The organism is Anaeromicrobium sp. (genome assembly GCF_025210435.1).
GTDB lineage: Bacteria > Bacillota > Clostridia > Peptostreptococcales > Thermotaleaceae > Anaeromicrobium.
Window position 1 is genome coordinate 1 of the sequence record NZ_JAOART010000039.1, and the last position, 17,317, is coordinate 17,317.

Below are 17,317 nucleotides of genomic sequence, written 5' to 3' on the forward strand. Positions count from 1 at the left end.
CTAGAAGTTCCTTAGATGAACTTGTGTATGACATATATAATATATATACCGAATATAGTGAATATCCAGATAAAGTTTATTCGTTAACAAATGTTAGAAATTTCCTAACATAAAACAAGGTTTTTACCAAGAAATCTATAATTAAAAAAAGGTTAAGAGATTGTCTTAACCATTAAAATGCTTCAATATTAATACGGTGTTATGTCCTCCAAATCCAAAGGAATTGCACATGACATAATCCATACGTTTTTTTCTACTTTCATTTTTCACATAATCTAAATCACATTCTTCATCATAAACTTCATACCCTATAGTAGGGTGTATAACCCCTTCTTCCATACCTTTAAGAGAAACTATCACTTCAACTGCTCCTGCTCCTCCTAATAAATGTCCTATCATAGACTTTGTAGAACTTATGGGAATATTAGGTGTATCTTCTTTAAATACTTCTTTTATGGCATAGGTTTCTATCTTATCATTATAGGGAGTGGAAGTTCCATGGGCATTAATATAATCAATTTGATCTGGACTTACATTAGCATCATTCAAGGCCAATTCCATACTCCTAATAATTTCTTTTCCACTCTTTTGGGGAGCCGTTAAATGATGAGCATCACAAGTAGTTCCATATCCTATCACTTCTCCATATATATGGGCACCACGATTCATTGCATGATCAAAGCTTTCCATAATGAGTATTCCTGCCCCTTCTCCCATTACAAAGCCTTCTCTCTCCTTGTCAAAGGGAATGGAAGCACGTTTTGGGTCATCACTTAAAGATAAGGCATTTAAATTAGTAAAACCACCCATCATAAGGGGGTTTATACAACTCTCACTTCCTCCTGCCATGACTACATCCATGTATCCATGTTTTATGGTCCTATAAGCGTCTCCTATGGCATTGGCCGATGCTGCACAAGCTGTTATAACTGTGTTTACCATACCATTAATGCCAAATTCTATTGCCAGATTTGCCGATAATATATTTGGAATAAATTTAGGAACTAATAGGGGCGATATCATATTACTTCCACCATTTAAGAAATTTTCATGTTCTTCTAATATGGTGTTCATACCACCTACACCTGTACCAACTATAATTCCCATTCTATTTTTATCCACATTTTCATCGTTTAAACCTGAGTCCTCATAGGCTTGTCTTCCTGCTATAATACCTAATTTAGAATACCTATCTAATCTTCTACTTATTTTTCTCTTAAAATGATCTCCTTCGTTTAAATTTTTAATTTCTGCTGCTACCTTTACCTTAAAGTTAGAAGGATCAAAGGATTTTATATGATCAATGCCACAAACTCCATCTTTGCAGCTTTCCCAAAAATCTTTAACATTATTTCCTATGGGAGTTATGGCCCCAAGTCCCGTAATAACTACTCTCTTATCCATAGGCCCTCCTATGCAATTGTATTTTTTATATACTCTACAATATTTCCAACTGTCTCAAATTCCTCAAAGACCTCATCATCTATATCTATAGAGTATTTATTTTCTAAAGCTAACACTATTTGTGACATATCTAAGGAATCTGCATCCATTTCATCATATAGATGTGACTCTAACTCTATTTCATCCATTGGTATATCCATTATTTCATTTATTATTTTTTTAAGTTCTTCAAAAACCATAATGACCTCCAAAATTTTATGTATTTTATTTGAATTATATATTATTTAAAGGTAATTGTAAACTTATCAGTTGAAATAAGTTTACAATTAATATACTATATAGATAACATTTAACTTATTAAATTTAGGAGTTAGAATATGGATAAAATAAAGGAAAAATTAGAAAATATCAAGTCTAAGGGATTATATCGAGATTTTAAATATCTTCAATCTTGTCAAAGGAGTAGAGTTACCATAGATGGAAGAGAAATATTATTATTAGGTTCTAATAATTATTTAGGTCTATCAGATAATCCTCTTTTAAAGGAACTTTCTAAGAAGATCCTAGATAAATACGGTTTAGGAGCAGGGGGTTCTCGTCTCACAACAGGAACTTATGACTTAAACAAAAAACTAGAAGAAAAGATAGCTTCATTTAAAAATACAGAGTCGGCCCTAACTTTCAGTACGGGATATATGGCTAATGTGGGAGTCATATCTGCCCTTTGTGATAGGAAATGGGTAATATTTTCCGATAAATTAAATCACGCAAGTATTGTGGATGGATGTATATTAAGTGGTGCAAAGATTGTGAGATACAAACATTGTAATATGGATGATCTAAGAAATAAAATAAAAATTCATAAGGGTGAATATAATCTTATTGTTACAGATGGAGTCTTTAGTATGGATGGAGATTTAGCACCACTAGATAAAATTGCACATATAGGTAGAAAACATAGTATATTAACCATGGTGGATGATGCTCACGGATTAGGAGTACTAGGTGAACATGGTAGGGGAACCCCCTCTCACTTTAATGTATCTAGTGAAATAGATATTCATGTAGGCACCTTAAGTAAGGCCATTCCATCCATAGGAGGATATGTGGCTGGGAAAAAATACATTATAGATTACATAAGAAACTCAGGAAGAAGCTTCATATTTTCAACGGGTCTTCCTCCAGTTAATTTAGGCACAGCCTTAGAATCCATAGATATAATAAAAAATTCAGATGAAAAAAGAAAATATCTTTTAAATTTAGCTTCCTGGTTGAAAGAAAACTTAATCCAGTTAGGATTTCAAGTTCCAAATACATATACACCTATTATTCCCATAATAATCGGTGACCCAAATACATGTACTAAATTCAGTAACTATTTATTAGAAGAAGGAATATATGTAAATGCCATCCGCCCACCTACAGTTCCAAAGAACACTAGTAGACTTAGAATATCCCTAATGGCAACCCATACTTATGAAGACTTAGAATATGTTATTGACAAATTAAAATATTATGGAAAGAAATTAAATATAATTTAGGCATATGAAAAAGGATCTATTAATATTATCTGGCTGGGCATCTAACGAATTCCTATTTCATGATTTAATTCATTTACTTAGTAAGGACTACAATGTGACCTTAATGGAGTGGAATCATATAAAAAACATGTGCCTTATAGAAAAATCCGCTATGGATTTTTTTGAGAAAAAAGATAGGGTACATATAATAGGTTGGTCTTTAGGAAGTTTAGTGGCTCTAAAACTATTAATGGATACCCCTAATAAAATAGGCAAGGTAACCCTTATTAGTGGTTTTAGTAAATTCACCTCTTCTAAAGAATATAAAATAGGTTGGAGTAAGGGTATAGTAAAGAAAATGATAAAAGAAATGGATATGGATCATGAAATTCTATTAAAAGGCTTTTATAAAAATATGTTTTCTCCTAGGGAACATGACTATTATAATACATTCTTAAAAAATATAGGTCTTTCAAATTTTAATAAGGAGACCCTAAAAATAGGACTGGAATATTTAATGGATAGGGATTTTAGAGAAGGTTTAAGTAAAATAAATCATCATGTAACTTTAATCCACGGTACTAATGATTTAATATCACCTATTACTTCTTCAATTTACTTAAATGACCATATAAAACATTCCATCCTATACGAGTTAAAAAATGTAGGCCATGGGCCCTTTTATACAAATCCAGTGGAAGTTTTTAAAATAATTAAAGAGGAAGATGACAATGATTAATAAGGACAAATTAAAGAGAAGATTTTCTAGAGGAGCTAAAGACTACGACAAATATGCAAATGTACAAAAGCTTATGGGAGATAAATTGGTAAATCTAGTACATAAAAAAAATGTTCAATCTATTTTAGAAATTGGCTGTGGTACTGGATATGTAACTAAAAAACTAGTTAATGATTTTCCTAGTGCATCTATTACTGCCCTAGATTTGGCTCCTGGCATGATAGAATACGCACAGGAAAGAATTAATTCTGATAAAGTAAATTTTATATGTGGTGATATTGAATCTATGGATTTAGAGGGTAAATACGATTTAATAATATCTAATGCCACCTTTCAATGGTTTAATAATTTAAAAGATACAGTAGACAAACTTCATAATCTATTAACTCCCCATGGAATAATATTATTTTCTACCTTTGGAGAAAATACCTTCTTTGAATTAAGAGAAACCTTCTTAAAGGCTAGTAATGAATTGGAAATAGACCCCATATTACCAAGTCAAAACTTCTTTTCTAAGGAATCTTTAGAAAGGGAACTACATAGAAATCTAGAAATAATAGAGTCCAATGAAGTGGAATATTTTAATGATTGTAATGAATTTTTCTTGTCCATAAAAAAGATTGGAGCTAACAATAGCTCATCTAATCGAAAAAAGCCTAATCCTACTTTTATACAAAAGGTTATGGACATATATAATGAAGACTATAAAGTACATGACAAAGTAAAGGCCACATATAATGTCATATGGGCTAAGTTTAGTAAATAAAAATAATAATCATGTATATAATTAAAGAAAGGGAGTTCATCCCTTTCTTTAATTATTAACACTTATATCTATAAAATCAAATTTTGTAACATCAAATAGTCCCAAATCCGTAAGTTTTAGTTCTGGTATTACAGGAAGTGCAAGGAATGCCAATGTCATAAATGGATCAATATCCTTATTTACTCCCATATTATAAGCTATTTTTAACATTTCCTTAAGTTGAACACTTACTTCTTCTAAAGTTTTATCAGATATTAATCCTCCTATAGGTAGAGGTAATGTTTTTAATATGTTACCCTTTGAACAAATAGTGATTCCACCGCCAATTTTCCCTAACTCTTCAATTGCCAAAAGAATATCTTCATCATTATCACCAACTGCAATGAGATTATGGGAATCATGGGCAACAGTTGAAGCTATGGCACCCTCTTTGAGATTAAAATTTTCTACAAGCCCAAGGGCCACATTTCCTGTAGCCTTATGTCTCTCAACAACTACCAGCTTTAAAATATCAAGCATATGATTATATCTAAAGTAATGCCCCTGTGTATCTACTTTTCTAACAACCTTCTGTGTTACTAGACTATGGGGAAGTAATCTCATTACATTAACAATAGGACTACTAAGTTTTATTTTTAGCATATCCTTATTTACTTCCTTTAAATTGACCCTATTCATTATTTTTGAACATTCCTTAGGTTTAACATTAAATAGGGCTTTACCATTTTTAGCAACGAGCTTACCCCTCTTAAAAACTTTTTCTACTTTAAATTCTTCAATGTTATCCATAACTATCAAGTCTGCCATATATCCTGGTGCAATAGCACCTCTATCATATAACCTATAACATTCAGCCCCATTTAGGGATGCCATCTTAATTGCAGCAATTGGGTCAATTCCATTTTTTATGGCTAACCTAACGTTATTATCAATGTGTCCATCATTTAATATATCTTCAGGATGCCTATCATCTGTACAAAATAATATTCTTCTACTATTAGCCTCAGTTATTCCCTTTACTAATACCTCTAGATTTCTAGCGGCAGAACCTTCCCTTACTAACACGTACATACCTAATCTAATTCTATCTTCCATTTCTTTTATAGTAGTACACTCATGCTCCGTTTTTATCCCTGAAGTTACATAAGCATTTAATTCCTTATCTTCAATATTTGGACCATGTCCATCCTTAATTTTATTCCCTGCTATTTTTATCTTTTGTAAAACCTCTTCATTGCCTCCTATTACCCCAGGATAATCCATTAATTCACCTAACCCTAGGACCCTGTCCATATTAATCATTTTCTCAAGTTCCTTAGCCGAAAGTTTTGCACCTGAGTTTTCAAATGGTGTAGATGGTACACATGAAGGAAGCATTACAAATACATCTAATGAAATTTCCTCACTTTCTTCTAATATATATTTTATACCATCTAAACCGCATACATTGGCAATTTCATGGGGATCAGCTATTATGGTTGTAGTACCATGAGGAACTATTATCCTTGAAAATTGACCAGGTGTTACCATTGATGATTCAATATGAACGTGTCCGTCTATGAGGCCAGGAGCCACATATTTACCTTCCAGGTCTATTTCCTCTTTTCCTGAATACTCTCCAATTCCTCCTATTCTTCCGTTTACTATTGCTATATCACCTTCAATTATTTTTTCAGAAAACACATCCACAATCCTTCCATTTTTTAAGACTAAATCCGCATCTATCCTTCCAGCTGCCACATGAATTCTTTTTCTTAAGTCGTCTATCAAATTTATCACTACCTTTCTTTAAAGCTTATGAAAGAAATAAACTAGCCAGTTCCCTGAGGGATTTGAATTATTTTCAAGGCATGGTAAGTGAGCATATTAAACATATGTAAGGGATCCATAACGAAGAAAATAATTCAAATAACCAGTGAAATGACTAATTTATTTTTTGAATATGCCTAAGGGCCCTTAATATTTTCTCAGGAGTGGCAGGCAACTCTTTTATTCTCACACCAACTGCATCATATATTCCATTTAAAATTGCTGGAGCTACAGGTATCATAACAGGTTCTCCTATTCCCTTTGCCCCATAGGGACCTGTTGATTCAGGTTCTTGAATAATAACTTTTTCTATTTCTGGTATATCAAGGCTTGTTGGTATAATATATCGTGAAAATTTATTATTTTTAATCCGTCCATTTTCAAGACCTAAATCTTCAAATAAAGCATATCCAACACCCATGACAAAACCCCCGTCTATCTGACCTTCCACCATGGAGGGATTTATTGCCTTTCCCACATCCTGAGCACATAGGGCCTTAATAATATTAACCTTACCAGTTTCCGTATCCACTTCCACTTCTACACCATAACAATTAAATGTATAGGGCCAATAGGGTGCCCCCTGGCCCGATTGGGTATCCATTACAGTTGTTTGAGCAGTAAAACTCTCTGTAACTACTAATTTCATCCCCTTTTTCTTAAGATTTTGGGCTATTTTCTCAAAACTTATTTTCTTTTCAGGAAAGATTTTCAAATAAACACTTTTATCCTTAATATGTAAACCTATAGACGAGTTTAGCTTCAACTCATCCTTAGCTATTTCAAATAGTTTTTCCTTAAAAGATTCCATAGATATTTTCACTGCATTGCCTGTATTATAAGTTTGCCTACTAGCAGCAGCAGTTCCAGAATCAGGGGTCTTCCTACTATCATCATTTACAAATATTAAATCATGCATATTAAGATTTAAAACTTCTCCACCTATTTGACACAAAATAGTTTTTGCCCCTTGGCCCACTTCAGAAGCTCCAACGGAAATAGAAATTCTCCCATCATCCTCAAGGCCTACTGTAGCTACTGAAACATCTGGAAATCCATTACCATAACCGGTTCCATAAAATGATGCTGCAATTCCTTTACCCCTTTTTTTCATATTACACCATCTCCATTTCACTAAAGATTTAATCCTTCTCCAACTGCTTCTATACATCTTTTAATAGGAACACTCTCTGTGAAGACCTGCCCAGTGGCAGTTATACTATTTTTTACAAAACAATTTTTAAGTCTAATCTCCACAGGGCTCATACCTAGTTTCTCTGCTAATATGTCCATTTGCTGCTCACAGCCTATGGGAATTTGGGTAGCTCCAAATCCTCGCATGGCTCCACAAAACGGATTATTTGTATAAACAGCATAACTATCTATTTTAACATTAGGAATTTCATAGGGACCTGTTGCATGTACTCCAGCTTTCCTAAGTACATTAACTGCCCAAGAAGCATATGCTCCTGTATCTCCAACTATGTTAGCTTCCATAGCTATTAATTTTCCCTTTTCATCTGCACCAGTTTTAAATTTCATATAAAGGGGATGTCTTTTAGAGTGAGCATAAAAGGATTCTTCTCTAGAATAGGTAACTTTGATGGGTCTTTTAGTAAGGAAAGTTCCTAAAGCAATATGTATCTGCATTGTTATATCTTCTCGTCCTCCAAAGGCTCCTCCTACAGCAGGATTTATTATTCTTACTCTTTCTTTAGGAATTCCTAAGGCCTCAGCTATTTCAACTTGGTCAAAGTGAGGATATTGAGTGGCTGCACATACTACAATATTTCCATCCTCCATATAAGCTAATCCACTTTCAATTTGTAAAAAGGCGTGATCTACCATGGAAGTTTTGAATTCATTTTCTACTATTACATGGCACTTCTTAAAACCTTCTTCCATATTGCCCTTCCTACATTTATAGTGATAAATTATATTACTTTCTCCATGTATTTTAGGAGAATCCTCTTTCATAGCTTCTCTAGGGTCAAATACTGTAGGGAGTTTTTCATATTTTACTTTTATACGTTTTTTAGCTTCCATGGCCATTTCTTTATTTTCAGCAATTATAAAGGCCATAGGGTCACCTATTCTTCTCACTTTATTCTTACAAAATACCTTTTGATCTTTAAAGTATACTCCGTGGCTATTTTCCCCTGAAATATCCTCATGGGTCAATATTTTTACTACCCCAGGTAATTTTTTTGCTTCACCCAAATCTAATGAAAAATATGCATGGGCCTCTGTTGACCTAAGTGTAACCCCATGGAGCATGCCATCCATATATAAATCTCCTGGATATTTTGCCTTTCCAAGTATCTTTTCTTTTCCATCTACTCTCATTAGACTCTTTCCTATATTTTTAAATTCATTCATTACCTAGACCCCCCTCCCCTTTCATGGACTTAGAAGCCCATAGGATGGAATCTACTATCTTTTCATATCCTGTACATCTACATAAATTTCCCGAAATAGCCTCCCTTATATCATGCCTATTAGGTCTATTATTTTCATGAAGTAATGCCTTTGCAGATAAAATCATACCTGGTGTGCAAAAACCACACTGGACAGCACCCTTTTCTAAAAATGCCCTTTGTATAGGATCTAAATTATTTTCATTGCCTAAACCCTCTATGGTAATAATCCTTTTCCCATGGACCTGACCTGCTAGGATTAAGCATGAATTAACACTTTTTTCATCTACCAACACGGTACAAGCTCCACATTCACCCTCACCACAGCCCTCCTTTGTTCCTGTTAGATTTAATTTATCCCTAAGTAAATCTATCAACCTTAAATGGTCCTCCACCATTAGATTATAGTCCTTACCATTAATATTCACCTCTATATCAACCACAAATTCACCTCCACTACTTATAGATTTCCTAACATTAAGATTTCTTTATACAGTAACTTGCCTACGAAGGTAAATATATTGAAAATTTTTGGAATTGAGGAACGTCACAACATCCTATGCTACCTAAACATGAGTCATGAACCTGTATACGAAGATTTACACTCTCGCTTGTGACAAGGACTTCAATGGAAAAAATTTTCAATGGTTTCCTGAAGTAGGCCCGCATAAAGCCTGTTTATGAATATGAAATCTATAAACTATATAAAGCCTTCTTAAAAACTCCCTTCGATGCTTCTTTTTTGTATGGCCAAGATTTTCTTCCCAGCAGTCTTTTTTCTAAAGTTTCTGAATATTTCATAGCTGCCATTTCTATAAAATCATGGTTCAATACTTTACCTTTCATAAAATCTTCTACCACATATTCTCTTATAGGATAAGAGCCTAAGGCTCCTGAAGCAATTCTAATATTATTTATTAATTTATCTTCAACTTCTAGATAAATGGCGCAGCTAATTTTTGATATGGCTAAAGCATTTCTTACTCCAAGTTTTTCAAAGGAAATATGTTCTTTTCTATTTCTTATATGAGAAAAGGCAACACTGATTATCATTTCATCTGCTTTTAATGCAGTTTTCCCGTCACTTCCATAAAAATCACAAAGTTCTATATGTCTTTCTCCTCCACTGCCCTTTACTCTTAAAACAGCTCCTAATCCTAATAAGGGAGGTACCACATCGGCAGCTGCTGATCCATTTCCTATATTTCCTCCAATGGTGGCCATATTCCTTATTTGAGGTGATCCCATTAACTTTCCAGCCTTCCAAAGACCTTCTATATGCTCTTTTATATAATCATTTTGGACTATGTCTGAAAAAGTAACCAAAGAACCTAGTACTATTTCCTTTTCCTTAATCTCTATTTTTTTCATTTCCTCAATACTAGAAATATCTATAATTATATTTCCTCTATTTTTCCCTTCCCTAACACTTACTAATAAATCTGTACCTCCTGCTAAAAGTTCTGCCTCTTCTTTATAATTTTCCAACAAAGTTAAAGCATCATCCATATTGGATACCCTATAAACCTTCTCAATTTCCACAAAATATAGCCTCCTTCATTTATGTTCATTCATATTTTAAGCTTCTCCATCTGTCCTCTTATGAGTCTATTTGCATCCTTCATAATTGTTTTTTCATTTAATGTTAACAATTCCCTGTCCCTCATAATAATTTTTCCATCTATTATTGTGGTTTCCACATGAGAAGCCGATGCAGAATATACTAATTGGGATATTATATTATCTTCCATATTAGGAGTAGTACTAATTTTGTTAAGATCCATTATTACAATATCAGCTTTTTTACCCACTTCTAAACTTCCAATTTCATTTTCCATTCCCATGGCCTTAGCTCCATTTACTGTGGCTAACTCAAATACCTTCTCCGCTGGCATTACAGTAGGATTAAGAAGTCTTGCCTTTTGAATTAATGCCCCACTCCTCATTTCCCTAAATATATCTAGATTATTATTACATGGAGCACCATCAATGCCTATAGATACACTTACACCTAAATCAAGTAACTCTGGAATTTTTGCAATACCTGAAGCCAACTTTAGATTTGAATTTGGACAGTGGGACACCTTAGTTCCTGTATCAGCCAATATTTTCATTTCTTCATCATCAAGCCATATGCAATGGGCCAATATAAGATCTTCTCCCGTCATTTTAAGCTTATGTAAATACTGAATATTTCTCATTCCCCTATCCCTTTGAACTAACTCTATTTCCCCCCTATTCTCTGATGCATGGGTATGGACCATAACTCCATATTCCCTTGCCAAATCCCTAACTTTCACTAATAATTCCTCTGTACATGAAACAACAAATCTTGGTGCAAAGGCGTACTTAATCCTTTCATTTCTCTTCCCATGCCATTTCTTTAATAATCTAACACTCTCCCTTATGGAGTTATCCCTATTTTCCATCAAACTATCTGGAACACCTGTGCCATAATCCATCATACATTTACCTACTATTGCCCTAAATCCACTTTCATCTATGGCATTTATGATAGATTCCGTATGATTTACTGTGGCCATATCTATTATGGATGTGGTACCACTTTTTATAAGTTCTGCCAATCCAAGCTTTGCAGAAATATAATTTGTTTCTTCCGTATGATTCCCTTCAAGTGGCCATATTCTTTTCCTTAGCCAATCAAGAAGTTCCAAATCGTCGGCCATGCCCTTAAATAGGGTTTGCGTTAAATGTATGTGGGTCTGTATGAGCCCAGGAATTATAACTTTCCCCTCTGCATCTATCTCCATATCTGCATTTCGTTCAATAGACGGTCCAATTTCCTCTATCCTATCATCTTTTATAAAGATATCCCCTTTGAAAATATCTCTCCCCTTGTTCATAGTCACTATTGTACCCTTCACAATCTTCAATGTTGACATATATATCCCCCTTTAAATTCTTATAGATTTATTGTTCTTAAACTAAATTTACTCAATATCGCATCTATAAGCAAAAGTATAGTTTTCAATAAATTTAATTTAAAAACAAAAATCATTTAATCTAGTAAACCCCCATCCCTTACAAGAGATAGGGGCTTTTAATATTCAGTATAAATTTAAACTAAAAACTTAATTACAAAAAGTATAGAAATTACATATAAGAGTGGAGATACGTCCTTAGATTTACCTGTAAAAGTTTTTAAGATAACATAACTAATCATACCAAACACAATACCCTCAGATATACTGTAGGCAAAAGGCATCATTACTATGGCCAAGAATGCTGGAATAGCCTCAGTGAAATCATCAAAGTCTATCTTAATAATAGGACTCATCATGAAAAGACCAACAAGAATTAATGCTGGAGCAGTTGCTGCACCTGGTATCATAATAAATACTGGGGAAAATAATAGGGCTAAACAAAACATTCCTGCTGTTGATAAAGCTGTTAATCCTGTTCTTCCACCTTCTGCAACACCTGAAGCACTTTCCACATATGTTGTAACTGTACTAGTTCCTAAAAGTGCTCCCAATGTGGTTCCTATAGCATCGGCAAAAAGAGCTTGCTTAGCCCTAGGTACCTTCCCATTTTCATCAAGCATATCAGCCTTAGTTGCTACCCCAACTAAAGTCCCAACCGTATCAAACATGTCTACAAATAGGAATGTGAATAATATAATTAGCATATCTACGGAAAATACGTTTGAGAAGTCAAGTTTGAACATGACTGGACTAATGGATGGAGGAGCACTTATTAGTTTAAATCCTTCCACATTAGTAACTCCCATTGGTATACCTAAAATAGTACTTACTAAAATACCAATTAACAAGGCACCTTTTACGCCTTTAGCCAGTAGTACACCTGTTATCAATAGTCCAATTACTGCTAGAAGTGCAGGTCCCGAAGTCAAATTACCTAACTGGACCACAAGACCATCAAGTTTTCCATCTCCTACATGAAATTTACCTGATACTACAATACCTGAATTTACCAATCCTATTAATGCAACAAATAATCCTATCCCTACTGAAACGGCCCTTTTTAGATTTAATGGTATACTATTTATTATTGCTTCACGAATATTAAAGAAGGTAAGAATAATAAAAATTATACCTTCTAAAAATACGGCTGTTAATGCAAATTGCCAAGAATACCCCATACCTTTAACAACACTCAAGGCAAAGAAAGCATTAAGACCCATACCAGGAGCTAGTGCAAAGGGTAAGTTAGCATATAATGCCATTATCAAGGTGGCTATGAGTGCTGATAGGGCAGTAGCTGTGAATACTGCTCCAAAATCCATTCCTGCTGCAGATAATGTTATTGGGTTGACTATGAGGATATATGCCATGGTCATAAAGGTGGTAATACCTGCCATAACTTCCGTTTTTACATTTGTATTATTCTCTGAAAGTCTAAATTTCTTTTCTAAAAATCCATCATTTCCTTTCATATTGGTCAATTATTTTCCCTCCTTTATTTTTATAAACTACTGACTAAATCTATGAATAAAGCCTCCCTTCTTAAAAAACGTATAAGTCAGTACTTTATAGCCAACTATCTACTTCTCCTTCCCTATATTTTAATTAATATACAAATAGCTATATAATTTATTCTCATTCCTTTATAGGATCTAAAACCCTGAAATTATTAACGTCTATAAGACCCTTATCTGTAATCTTCCATTTAGGGCTTGTGGATAGGGCAAGGAATGATAAATGCATAAATGGTGCATGAACCTTACACCCTAACTTAGTCTTTGCAATATGCTCTAATTCCTTAATCCTTTTACTAACTTCACTGCCTGTAAGTTCATCTGTTATTAATCCTCCTACAGGTAATCTAAGTTCATCTAGTATTCTACCTCTATCTGCAATTGCTAGTCCTCCACCCATTTGGATAACCCTATTTACAGCTAAGGTCATATCTTCAATATTTGTTCCCACAACGATTATATTATGAGTGTCATGGGCAACGCTTTCTGCAAAGGCACCACTAGTCATACCAAATCCCTTTACAAAGGCCTTTCCAATATTGCCGTTTCTTCCATATCTTTCAACGCAAGCTATTTCAAGAACATCTTGAGAAATGTCAGGTAAAACTACACCATTTTTCACTTTCATGGAAAATTCAAGACTTCCAGATAGATTTTGGTCAGGTATAAGTTCTATACATCTCACATGGGCAAAACTCTCAGAAGAAGTTATTTCTAGGTCTTCTTTAGAAATTACACCCCTTTTAACAGAATTTTTAACTGTATTTGGATATACATATTTAGGTATATCTATTACAATTTGTCCCTTTGCTGCAACTAAATTTCCTTCTATAAATACGGCATCAACAGTCATGTTCTTCAAATCACTTATTATGGCAATATCAGCAAGTTTTCCAGGAGCTAAAACTCCCCTATCATGGAAACCAAAATAAGTTGCAGGATTTATTGTTACCATTTGTATTGCCTCTAAGGGATCTACCCCTTGGGCTATGGTTCTCTTTACTATTTCATTCATATGACCTAGGTTTTCTAAGTCCTCAGCTACCATATCATCCGTTGCCAGTATGGCTCTCCTTGAATCTAGACCATTTTCAGTTATGGCCCTTATACATTCTGCCATATTCCTCTGGGTAGATCCTTCTCTCATGAAAACATATACTCCCTGTCTAAGCTTTTCTACACACTCTTCTTTTGTTGTAGTCTCATGACATGAGCATGTGCCTCCCGTTGAAATAATATGGGCTGCCAGATCATTTCCAAATAGTTCAGGGGCATTTCCATCTACCACCTTACCTATACTTGTGGCATAGGTAGTTGAAGCTACTAAATCGGTTATTATTTCTGGAGTATTTCTATATACATGTTTAGCATTACTAAATCCTTGAAGTTCTCCAATACCAATTATATTCTTATAATTTAAAAGGGTAACCATGTCCTTAGAGTTAACATCTACCCCTGCTGTTTCAAGTTGTGGGCAATCAGGAGTCAAGGCAGGAACTACTAAATGTACATGATTTGGTACTACACTTGCCTCATCTGCCATGGCTAACATACCTGCAGGCCCTAATGCATTTCCTATCTCATGGGGGTCTGCCACTAAAGTAGTAGTACCAGAAGGTATGGAAAGCCTTGAAAACTCACTTATGGTTAGCATACTACTCTCAAAATGCATATGAGAATCTATAAAACCTGGTGCAATAAATTTCCCACTCACATCTATAACCAAGGTATCATTACCAATAATATCTTCACATTCTCCAACTACTAATATGTACTTGCCCTTTATGGCCACATGGGCCTTATAAGCCTCCCTAGTTATTACATTAATCACATTTCCACCGTATAAAACTATGTCAGCATAATTAGAGTCTGACATGAGTACGTCAATCAGTTTCCTATATTCCATGGCCTTCTTTATTACATGTGGCTTCATTCCCATCACCGCCTTTCTAAAGTTTATAGATTTGTTTTTATTTCTTATGGAGTATATCTAAATATATGTCCACATTGTCAATAATTCCAATAATGGCAGCATCTATGGGAGCATCATTTTTCCTAGCAGCATAGCGGGCTGATGTGCCCTTAGTAAATATTACATATTCTCCAATACCTGCTCCTACTGTATCCACCGTAATTATTGGCTCTCCAATAGGATTTTTATCAATATTTAATGGTTGTGTTATCAATAATTTGCTACCAATTAGCCTTTCATCCTTTCTTGTGGCTACAACTGTTCCAATTACTACTCCTGTATACACAAAATCCCTCCTTCAAGGAAAGGGTCTAATATGTTTTTCTCTCAATTTATTTCCGTAAAATTCTTATTTCCTTTTCTTTGGCCACATCCCTCGCTAGGGGAGTTATGATAGTTCCTTTATATATGATCAATTCATTTGATATGCCTACTAAATTCAATACATCCTTCTCCGTTACTACTTTTTTAGAATCTGTTTTTGGCCTCTTTTCTACCTTGTCATTTTTATATACTGGTTTTTCTAGTTTTTCATTTATATGTGTCATATAATTATTTCCCTTAATAATTTTGGCTCCAAACTCTCTTAATCTTTTCACATGATCATTCATTAACTTAAGCATTCTTTCATTTTCACAGGGCATATTATTTTTATCTAATGCAGAATCCACATTGACAAAGACTCTTTTTCCACACCACAATAACTGCCACAACAAGGAAGATATGAAACTATCCTGTATTCCTACAGCAACCTTTGCTAAAGTGTTTTGTGTTAAGGTAGGTACTAGGACAATATTTGAGGATTTTATTATTTCTAAATAATTATTCTTATCCTCTTCTAAGTAAATCTTCTCTCCCCTCAATGAATCTGCAATCTCCCCAATAGGAAGTATTTCTTCTCCATCCTTTGAAAAGCATAAAATTAATGAATAACCATCTTCTTCAAGGTTCTTTAAGCCCTCAATGACCCTATTAATTTTAAAATCACTACCTGTGAACAAGACTAAAATATATTTTTTTGCCCTTTTAACTTCTTTTCTTGGTTTTATACCTTGACTACTTATTCTTGTGGTCATATCTCCAAGAACCTTCATTATTAATTCCTTATTAGACATGAGAATATCTCCCTTTTAAAAATCACATGTTCATAATTAATCAAAAGAATACAATACTTAACTTTCCTATTCTTTATTTAATATGGCCCTTTCAACTTCCGCATGGGGACGTGGAATTACATGTACAGAATGAAGTTCTCCCACTGATCTTGCTGCTTCTGCACCTGAATCTGTAGCTGCTTTAACTGCTCCCACATCTCCCCTTACCATAACCGTTACTAAACCAAATCCAATCTTTTCATAGCTTACTATTGTCACATTAGCCGCCTTAACCATTGCATCTGCTGCTTCTATAGCACCTACTAATCCTTTAGTTTCAATTAATCCTAATGCTTGACTCATATGAGTAACCTCCTTAGTTTTATTTGTTTAAGTTATTTCCCTCTTACTACTCCTTAGTTTCATCATTCTCCTTTTTAGGAGCTTTTTTAATATTTTCACTAAACATATCTATTAGTTTATTCACTTCTTCGTGGGGTCTTGGTATGACCTTATATGATAAAACTGTACCAACCTTCTTTGCAGCCTTAACTCCATATTCAACTGCAGCCTGTACTGATGCTACTTCACCTACTAGATTTATGGTTATACTTACAGATTTCCCTACACCTATAACCTTTTCATATCCAATAAGCTCTACATTAGCCGTATCTGCCGCCCCATCTAATGCTGCAGCTGCCGCCGATAGTCCTACAGTTTCTATAAGTCCTAGTGCTAAACCCATAAAGCCTTACACCTCCAACCTCTATCTTTTCTTCCCAATGGAAGTTAAGGAAACCTTTGGAACTATATCCTCTAAACTTACCTTATTAATTCCCCTTATGGAAGAATCTTTAGTTTCTTTCTTTACTAAGACCTGTGATGAACTATTGTTACCTACACTCTTATTTATAAGCTCATCTAGTGTGATAGACTTAGCTTCTTCTCTGCCTTTTAGTTTTCTATTAGTTTCAACATTTACACTCATCCTATTCCCCTTATGAATAATATTCCTTATGATATTTTCCTCTTTGTTTCCAATATGGATTTTATTCATATCACCTCTTTTACTATTAGAACACCTATTAACAATATTTTTCATAATCACTCTAGTTAACTCATTTGACATACTATCAC

General features: G+C 34.1%; 18 protein-coding genes. 3 read left to right on the top strand and 15 right to left on the bottom strand.

The annotated features are described in order from the left end of the window. Window positions 1-165 precede the first annotated feature (165 nt). Entirely contained in the window at window positions 166-1,404 is a 1,239-nt protein-coding gene (fabF, locus tag N4A57_RS04595) for a beta-ketoacyl-ACP synthase II (RefSeq protein WP_293656414.1), read from the bottom strand. 8 nt (window positions 1,405-1,412) lie between these two features. Beyond that, on the bottom strand, window positions 1,413-1,643 hold the full coding sequence (locus N4A57_RS04600; RefSeq protein WP_293656415.1) for an acyl carrier protein: 231 nt from the start codon (window positions 1,641-1,643) through the stop codon (window positions 1,413-1,415). A gap of 138 nt (window positions 1,644-1,781) precedes the next feature. Here N4A57_RS04600 and bioF point away from each other — a divergent pair, with 138 nt between their 5' ends. The 3 genes from bioF to bioC are packed head-to-tail and all read left to right on the top strand — an operon-like array spanning window position 1,782 to window position 4,429. After that, window positions 1,782-2,945 carry an 8-amino-7-oxononanoate synthase gene (gene bioF / locus N4A57_RS04605; protein ID WP_293656416.1) on the top strand — a complete coding sequence of 388 codons (1,164 nt, stop codon included), beginning with the start codon at window positions 1,782-1,784 and terminating at the stop codon, window positions 2,943-2,945. 4 nt (window positions 2,946-2,949) lie between these two features. Then, window positions 2,950-3,663, top strand: a complete 714-nt coding sequence (locus N4A57_RS04610; RefSeq protein ID WP_293656417.1) for an alpha/beta fold hydrolase — start codon at window positions 2,950-2,952, stop codon at window positions 3,661-3,663. Further along, on the top strand, window positions 3,656-4,429 hold the full coding sequence (gene bioC / locus N4A57_RS04615; RefSeq protein ID WP_293656418.1) for a malonyl-ACP O-methyltransferase BioC: 774 nt from the start codon (window positions 3,656-3,658) through the stop codon (window positions 4,427-4,429). The genes N4A57_RS04610 and bioC overlap by 8 nt, the downstream gene beginning before the upstream one ends. Before the next feature lie 48 nt (window positions 4,430-4,477). Here the strand turns inward: bioC and ade (N4A57_RS04620) are convergent, their stop codons facing one another. From ade (N4A57_RS04620) to N4A57_RS04680, 13 genes are all read right to left on the bottom strand, one after another. Continuing rightward, window positions 4,478-6,199 (bottom strand): adenine deaminase, encoded by a 1,722-nt coding sequence (ade, locus tag N4A57_RS04620; protein ID WP_330671450.1) that lies wholly within the window; start codon window positions 6,197-6,199, stop codon window positions 4,478-4,480. Between the two features lie 154 nt (window positions 6,200-6,353). Then, window positions 6,354-7,352, bottom strand: coding sequence for a xanthine dehydrogenase family protein molybdopterin-binding subunit (locus N4A57_RS04625; protein ID WP_293656419.1), 999 nt, complete (start codon window positions 7,350-7,352; stop codon window positions 6,354-6,356). A 20-nt stretch (window positions 7,353-7,372) separates the two neighbouring features. Continuing rightward, window positions 7,373-8,617: a xanthine dehydrogenase family protein molybdopterin-binding subunit gene (locus N4A57_RS04630; protein WP_293656420.1), complete on the bottom strand. Its 1,245-nt coding sequence runs from the start codon at window positions 8,615-8,617 to the stop codon at window positions 7,373-7,375. After that, on the bottom strand, window positions 8,610-9,098 hold the full coding sequence (locus N4A57_RS04635) for a (2Fe-2S)-binding protein (RefSeq protein ID WP_293656421.1): 489 nt from the start codon (window positions 9,096-9,098) through the stop codon (window positions 8,610-8,612). The genes N4A57_RS04630 and N4A57_RS04635 overlap by 8 nt, the downstream gene beginning before the upstream one ends. Window positions 9,099-9,348: 250 nt before the next feature. Continuing rightward, window positions 9,349-10,197 (bottom strand): FAD binding domain-containing protein, encoded by an 849-nt coding sequence (locus N4A57_RS04640; RefSeq protein ID WP_293656422.1) that lies wholly within the window; start codon window positions 10,195-10,197, stop codon window positions 9,349-9,351. 29 nt (window positions 10,198-10,226) lie between these two features. Next, a complete protein-coding gene (locus N4A57_RS04645) occupies window positions 10,227-11,558 on the bottom strand; it encodes a 5'-deoxyadenosine deaminase (protein WP_293656423.1) in 1,332 nt (443 codons plus the stop codon). Between the two features lie 176 nt (window positions 11,559-11,734). Continuing rightward, complete coding sequence (locus tag N4A57_RS04650) at window positions 11,735-13,072, bottom strand: NCS2 family permease (RefSeq protein WP_293656446.1); 1,338 nt, start codon at window positions 13,070-13,072, stop codon at window positions 11,735-11,737. A 163-nt stretch (window positions 13,073-13,235) separates the two neighbouring features. Next, window positions 13,236-15,047 (bottom strand): adenine deaminase, encoded by a 1,812-nt coding sequence (gene ade, locus N4A57_RS04655; RefSeq protein WP_293656424.1) that lies wholly within the window; start codon window positions 15,045-15,047, stop codon window positions 13,236-13,238. A gap of 37 nt (window positions 15,048-15,084) precedes the next feature. Continuing rightward, window positions 15,085-15,372, bottom strand: a complete 288-nt coding sequence (locus N4A57_RS04660) for a EutN/CcmL family microcompartment protein (protein WP_293656425.1) — start codon at window positions 15,370-15,372, stop codon at window positions 15,085-15,087. A gap of 46 nt (window positions 15,373-15,418) precedes the next feature. Further along, the gene (locus N4A57_RS04665) at window positions 15,419-16,201 is read right to left on the bottom strand and encodes a flavoprotein (protein ID WP_293656426.1); all 783 of its coding nucleotides are present in this window, start codon (window positions 16,199-16,201) and stop codon (window positions 15,419-15,421) included. A gap of 66 nt (window positions 16,202-16,267) precedes the next feature. Then, window positions 16,268-16,543, bottom strand: a complete 276-nt coding sequence (locus N4A57_RS04670) for a BMC domain-containing protein (protein WP_293656428.1) — start codon at window positions 16,541-16,543, stop codon at window positions 16,268-16,270. 46 nt (window positions 16,544-16,589) lie between these two features. Continuing rightward, the gene (locus N4A57_RS04675) at window positions 16,590-16,925 is read right to left on the bottom strand and encodes a BMC domain-containing protein (RefSeq protein ID WP_293656430.1); all 336 of its coding nucleotides are present in this window, start codon (window positions 16,923-16,925) and stop codon (window positions 16,590-16,592) included. A gap of 21 nt (window positions 16,926-16,946) precedes the next feature. Continuing rightward, window positions 16,947-17,309: a hypothetical protein gene (locus N4A57_RS04680; protein WP_293656431.1), complete on the bottom strand. Its 363-nt coding sequence runs from the start codon at window positions 17,307-17,309 to the stop codon at window positions 16,947-16,949. Between the last annotated feature and the right edge of the window lie 8 nt (window positions 17,310-17,317).

Coding starts and splice junctions, on each gene's coding strand:
- fabF (WP_293656414.1), bottom strand. CDS start 1,404: ATGGATAAGAGAGTAGTTATTACGGGACTTGGGGCCATAACTCCCATA.
- N4A57_RS04600 (WP_293656415.1), bottom strand. CDS start 1,643: ATGGTTTTTGAAGAACTTAAAAAAATAATAAATGAAATAATGGATATA.
- bioF (WP_293656416.1), top strand. CDS start 1,782: ATGGATAAAATAAAGGAAAAATTAGAAAATATCAAGTCTAAGGGATTA.
- N4A57_RS04610 (WP_293656417.1), top strand. CDS start 2,950: ATGAAAAAGGATCTATTAATATTATCTGGCTGGGCATCTAACGAATTC.
- bioC (WP_293656418.1), top strand. CDS start 3,656: ATGATTAATAAGGACAAATTAAAGAGAAGATTTTCTAGAGGAGCTAAA.
- N4A57_RS04625 (WP_293656419.1), bottom strand. CDS start 7,352: ATGAAAAAAAGGGGTAAAGGAATTGCAGCATCATTTTATGGAACCGGT.
- N4A57_RS04630 (WP_293656420.1), bottom strand. CDS start 8,617: ATGAATGAATTTAAAAATATAGGAAAGAGTCTAATGAGAGTAGATGGA.
- N4A57_RS04645 (WP_293656423.1), bottom strand. CDS start 11,558: ATGTCAACATTGAAGATTGTGAAGGGTACAATAGTGACTATGAACAAG.
- N4A57_RS04650 (WP_293656446.1), bottom strand. CDS start 13,072: ATGAAAGGAAATGATGGATTTTTAGAAAAGAAATTTAGACTTTCAGAG.
- ade (WP_293656424.1), bottom strand. CDS start 15,047: ATGAAGCCACATGTAATAAAGAAGGCCATGGAATATAGGAAACTGATT.
- N4A57_RS04665 (WP_293656426.1), bottom strand. CDS start 16,201: ATGTCTAATAAGGAATTAATAATGAAGGTTCTTGGAGATATGACCACA.
- N4A57_RS04670 (WP_293656428.1), bottom strand. CDS start 16,543: ATGAGTCAAGCATTAGGATTAATTGAAACTAAAGGATTAGTAGGTGCT.
- N4A57_RS04675 (WP_293656430.1), bottom strand. CDS start 16,925: ATGGGTTTAGCACTAGGACTTATAGAAACTGTAGGACTATCGGCGGCA.
- N4A57_RS04680 (WP_293656431.1), bottom strand. CDS start 17,309: ATGTCAAATGAGTTAACTAGAGTGATTATGAAAAATATTGTTAATAGG.